Annotated in this window: 1 protein-coding gene; it reads left to right on the top strand. The window is 63.0% G+C overall.

The features are described from left to right. Nucleotides 1–395, top strand: a 395-nt coding sequence (locus tag EN749_RS37360; RefSeq protein WP_145991242.1) for a branched-chain amino acid ABC transporter permease, incomplete at both ends; no start/stop codon positions are given.

Raw genomic sequence — 395 nt, forward strand, 5'->3', positions numbered from 1 at the left:
GCGTATTGCTGATATACCGGATCATCCATTCGCCGTTTGGACAGGTGTTGAAGGCGATCCGCGAGAACGAGCCCCGCGCGATCTCGCTGGGCTATCGGGTCAACCGCTACAAGCTCGCCGTATTCGTGCTGTCGGCCGCGCTCGCCGGCGTCGCCGGCGCAACCAAGGCGATCGTGTTCCAGCTGGCGTCGCTTACCGACGTCTACTGGACCATGTCCGGCGAGGTCGTGCTGATGACGCTCCTGGGCGGCATGGGCACCGTGTTCGGACCGATTGTCGGCGCGGCAGTCATCGTCACGATGCAGAACTACCTCGCGACATTTGGCGACTGGGTCACGATCGGCCAGGGCATCATCTTCGTTGTCGCGGTGCTGTTGTTCCGGGAGGGCGTCGTT

It is taken from the genome of Mesorhizobium sp. M7A.F.Ca.ET.027.02.1.1 (genome assembly GCF_004022985.1).
Classification (GTDB): domain Bacteria; phylum Pseudomonadota; class Alphaproteobacteria; order Rhizobiales; family Rhizobiaceae; genus Mesorhizobium.